This window comes from Pedobacter miscanthi (genome assembly GCF_003315595.1).
GTDB classification, from domain to species: Bacteria; Bacteroidota; Bacteroidia; order Sphingobacteriales; family Sphingobacteriaceae; genus Pedobacter; species Pedobacter miscanthi.
This window is the reverse complement of record NZ_QNQU01000059.1, coordinates 1-4,991: the sequence shown is the minus strand read 5'-3', so window position 1 is coordinate 4,991 and position 4,991 is coordinate 1. Positions and strand designations below refer to the sequence as shown.

Genomic DNA, 4,991 nt, shown 5'->3' with positions numbered 1-4,991 from the left:
GATGCAACCGTTACTTCGTTAACGCCATCGCCATCATTTACATTTACCAAAGTGGCAGCCAACAGCGTAAGCAAAGTAGGCGATGTGATCAATTACAATATCGTGGTAACCAATACAGGTAACGTAACCTTAACAAATGTTACTGTAACCGATGCTGGTGCCGATGCAGGGTCGATCACTCCGGCAGGAATAGCTAGTTTATTGCCGGGCGGAAGTGTTACCGTAACGGCTAAACACACGGTTACCCTAACCGAAGTAAATAATGGTTCGTTTACCAACCAGGCAACTGCAACTGCACAAACGCCGGCTGGTAGTACAATCAGCAAACAATCGGATGATCCGAATACGCCAGCTGTTGATGATGCAACCGTAACGGTAATCGCTCCGGCATCTGCCATTACTTTGGTTAAAACGGGTACGGCAAGTGCTGATGGAAATAGTATTACCTATACTTTCACTGTTAAAAACACAGGTAACGTAACCTTGCACATCATTACCCTAACCGATACCAAACTAGGATTAAACAACAGGTTAATTCCTGGTACATTGGCTCCGGGAGCAACAGTAACCGATAGTTATGTATATCAGTTAACCCAGGCAGATAAAGATGCAGGCAGTGTAACCAATACGGCTAGAGTAACAGGTCAAACACCTGCAAACGTATCCGTAACTGATATCTCTGGTACAGCCGAGAATAACGATACACCAACAGTAACATTGGTTTCGAATACCGGATCAATAACATTGGTTAAAACATCGGTATTCAATGGCAATAAAATAACCTACACGTTCACCATTAAGAACACCGGCCCGGTTACTTTAAATACCATTACCTTAACCGATGCTAAAATTGGCCTGAACAATAAGGTAATCACTGTTGCCGGCGGACTTGCACCGGGAGCAACTACAACCGATGTTGAAGTATACACCTTAACCCAGGCCGATAAGGATCTAGGTACGGTAACCAATACCGCAACCGTAAATGCTAAAACAACGGGTGGTGTTAATGTATCAGACGTTTCCGGAACGGGCGAAACAAATAATACGCCTACCGTTACCACTTTCCCTAAATCGCCACGTGCGGTTGATGATGTGGGAGGTACAGTGGCCAACAAACCTGTGGTAATTAATGTTCTGGCGAACGATGATCCGGGTAACTCTACATTAGATAAATTAACTGTTGAGATTGTAAGCCCGCCTAAACATGGTAGCGTAAAAGTAAACCCTGATGGTACTATAACTTACACACCAGACCCGGGTTATGTGGGTGATGATGTGTTTAGCTATAGGGTAAAAGATGCTTATGGATATTATACCAACGTAGCGGCTGTAACCTTAACGGCTAACTTCACTGCCATTACCATTCCTAACCTGTTTACGCCTAACGGCGATGGTATTAACGATGCCTTCGAAATCATTGGCCTGAACCAGTACCAGGCCAACGAACTGCAGATCGTAAACAGATGGGGTAATGAAGTATTCCACGCTAAAGGTTACCAAAATAACTGGACAGGCGAGGGATTGAACGAAGGCACTTATTATTACTTGCTGCGTGTTAAAAAGGCAAACAGCAACGAGTTCGAAGTGTATAAAGGTTACATTACATTAATCAGAGCGTTTAAAAAATAGATAAGAGGCTTAGTCTGGCCTGGTTTTTAAAATCAGGCCAGACTTTAAGATATCAAGATGATGAAGAAATTAATATTGTTATTAGCAGGTTCGTTTTTGTTGCTTTCGCGGCCCGTATCTGCACAGCAAGACGCCCAGTACAGTCAGTACATGTTCAACGGAATCTACATCAATCCGGCTTATGCGGGTTATAAGGAAGTGCTTAACATACACAGCTTTTACCGTAGCCAGTGGACGGGTATAACCGGTGCACCAAGGAGCATGTCGCTTGCGGTTGATGCCATTGCCAACAGTGGTAATGTAGGCCTTGCCCTGCAGGTAGCCAGCGATAAACTGGGTGCGCAAACCAACCTGAGCATTTATGGTAACTATGCTTACCGCATCAGAATGAATGATGATGGTAGCTCTCGTTTAGCTTTGGGCTTAGGTGTGGGTATGGTGCAACTGGGTATAGATGGTTCTATGCTGAACCCCAACAATCCTGAACCAAACCAGCCGGTAGGTGTACAGAGTACCATTGTTCCTGATGCGAGGGCAGGGGTATACTTTGCCAACGACAAATATTATGCAGGTTTCTCCGTTGATAACCTGATTGCTACTTACATCAATATTGATCGTTATGCCTTTATTCCACAACCAAAACCACATTATTATTTAACTGCAGGTGCTTTGTTCCCGCTTTCGGAAGATTTCCAGATCAAACCTTCCTTTTTGTTAAAAGACGATCGTGGCGGGNGTTCCCGCTTTCGGAAGATTTCCAGATCAAACCTTCCTTTTTGTTAAAAGACGATCGTGGCGGGCCAACCAGTTTGGATGTGAACGCATTTTTAATGATTAAGGAATTTCTCTGGGTAGGTGGTTCTTACCGTACAGGCGTGAAACTGTATGATAAAAGCTATTTACAGCGAGATTTAACTCCACGGAACTCAGCAGTTGCCGCGATTCAGATTTTTCCTTCAGAAAAGATCAGGATTGGTTACGGATACGATTTTTCTATTGGTCCGTTACAGGGCTACAGCAGTGGTACACACGAAATTTCCCTGTCTTATTCATTCATCAAACCCAACGTAAGGCTGGCCACTCCAAGGGTGTTTTAAACAAGTATTCTGTATTTTTGACCTAATTATCCAAACAACATAATGAAGAGAATTTTAATAGGCACCTGTATTTCTGCATATTGTTTATTTGCCTTCAGCTTTTCGGCGAAAGCACAATATGTGCTCAAAGATGCTGATAAACAGTACGAACTGTTTAATTACAGCAAAGCGATCGATTTATACGAACAGGCCTATAAAAAGAAAAAATCATTACACGCAGCCGAGCGTTTAGCCAGTAGTTATGCCATGGTTTTTAATTATAAACAGGCCGAAAGCTGGTATGCCATCGCATCTAAAATGACCGATAGTGAACCTGAAAATATCCTGGGTTATGCTAAGGCTTTACAAAGTAATTCTAAATACAGCGAGGCCAAACTCCAGTATTTAAATTATATCGATAAAAAGAAAGATGTATCCGAGAAACAGCAGGCTGTCTGGATTGCTTCGTGCGATTCGGCTTTAAAATGGATCAGAAACCCAAAGAAAGTAGAACTGATCAACCAGGTGGCATTAAATAGTGCCCAGTCTGATTGGGGTGCCGTTAATTATCAGGGCGGTGTGGTTTTTACTTCCGACAGGTCCGCAAAAGGATTGGAATCAGAAGAAAGCAAACCTTTTTTAAGGTTCGACGGATCAAAACAGCCCGATAAACAGGTAAACGGATGGACCGGTAACGGATACCTCAAGTTGTATGTTAAAGCTTCGGCAAAAGATAGTATCCAGTTGTTCCCGATCAAAGCCGGAACCAGGTACCATGTAGGTTCGGCAAGCTTTACAGGCGATGGTAAAACCATGTATTTTACTTTAACCCGCATCTCTAACGAACTCGAAAAAATAAAAAACAAACCAAGTACCGTAAACGTAGAAATTTACAGCAGCACCAAAGGTGCAGATGGTAAATGGAGCGAGCCGGTTTCTTTCGCTTATAATAATGTAAACGATTATTCAGTAGGCGATCCTTTTATCACAACGGATGGTAATAGTCTTTACTTTGCTTCGAATATGCCCGGCGGAATGGGTGGTGCCGATATTTATGTATGCCTGAAAACAGATGCCGGCGAATGGGGCAAACCAATTAACCTGAAAGAGGTAAATACAGAGGGTAACGACCGTAGTCCGGTTTTTGACGAAAAAGACAACTTCTATTTCTCTAGCGATGGCAGGGTAGGTATGGGCGGACTGGATGTTTTTCGGGCTTTGAGAGAAGGTGGGGGCATCGGGAGGATTGAAAATATGGGTTATCCTTTCAATTCTCCACAGGATGATTTTGCCTTTAGTCCGAACGCAAAAGGTGGTATGGTTTACCTTTCATCCAACCGTGATGGTGGTTTAGGCAGTGATGATATTTACAGCATTGATCAGAACATGATTTTGGCCTTTAAACTGGAAGGAAGGGTTTTCGATAAAAACAGCAACCAGCCTATTGCAGGTGCATTGGTAAGTCTGGCCAAAGTAAACGGCTCAATCTTAAAAACCGAAACCGACGATAACGGGGCTTACCGCTTTAACCTGAACAAAGAATCAGAATACAATGTTTCTGCAGAAAAAACAAATTACAGATCTGATGTCGAAAACCTGGCTACTATTGGTTTAACCACCTCCAATGTGCTTACCCAGAATCTATATTTAGAAAGCATTGTGATTGATAAAGCAATCAAAATAGAAAATATTTACTACGATTTCGATAAATGGAACATCCGTGCCGATGCTGCAGTAGAATTGGATAAGCTGGTTAAAATTATGAAAGATAACCCAACTATCTGGATCGAATTAGGTTCGCATACCGATAGCAGGGGTAAAGATAGCTACAACTTAAACCTGTCGCAAAAACGTGCCGAATCTGCTGTACAGTATATTATTTCAAGAGGTATCGATAAAAACCGTATTACGGCTAAGGGTTACGGCGAAACCCAGTTGTTGAACAAATGTGCCAATGGTGTAAATTGCACCGAAGAAGAACATCAGTTAAACAGAAGAACTGAATTTAAAATTGTAAAACAATAAATAAGATCAGGGTTAACAATATATTCTAATTTTTTAGTAGATGCCTCCGGTTAAACCGGGGGCATTTTTGTTGCATGTTCATGTCCCGTAGTTCGTGTCGCCATGAACCACCGCTATGCTTTTCGCCACGGATGCACAGATTAACACGGATTAACTATGTTATTCCTCTGTGGTCATTCCAAACGCAGTGAAGAATCTTTAAAATAAAGCTTCTACTCCGTGGTTCGTGTCGCCACCAATGCTATTAACTTAAGCTATTTA

General features: G+C 42.4%; 4 protein-coding genes. All 4 read left to right on the top strand.

The window, feature by feature from the left end; all coding sequences use genetic code 11:
* Positions 1-1,629: DUF7507 domain-containing protein (locus DRW42_RS28295; protein WP_147243825.1), on the top strand; the 1,629-nt coding region annotated here is incomplete at its 5' end.
* A gap of 57 nt (positions 1,630-1,686) precedes the next feature.
* Positions 1,687-2,412, top strand: coding sequence for a PorP/SprF family type IX secretion system membrane protein (locus tag DRW42_RS28290; protein WP_244215383.1), 726 nt, complete (start codon positions 1,687-1,689; stop codon positions 2,410-2,412).
* Entirely contained in the window at positions 2,406-2,726 is a 321-nt protein-coding gene (locus tag DRW42_RS29350; protein ID WP_244215382.1) for a type IX secretion system membrane protein PorP/SprF, read from the top strand. Before DRW42_RS28290 ends, DRW42_RS29350 begins: the two co-directional genes overlap by 7 nt.
* Before the next feature lie 42 nt (positions 2,727-2,768).
* Entirely contained in the window at positions 2,769-4,730 is a 1,962-nt protein-coding gene (locus DRW42_RS28285; RefSeq protein ID WP_113952214.1) for an OmpA family protein, read from the top strand.
* The last annotated feature ends 261 nt before the right edge of the window (positions 4,731-4,991 follow it).

Bases quoted from the DNA above. Each gene is read 5' to 3' on its own strand.
- DRW42_RS28285 (WP_113952214.1), top strand. From the start codon at position 2,769: ATGAAGAGAATTTTAATAGGCACCTGTATTTCTGCATATTGTTTATTT.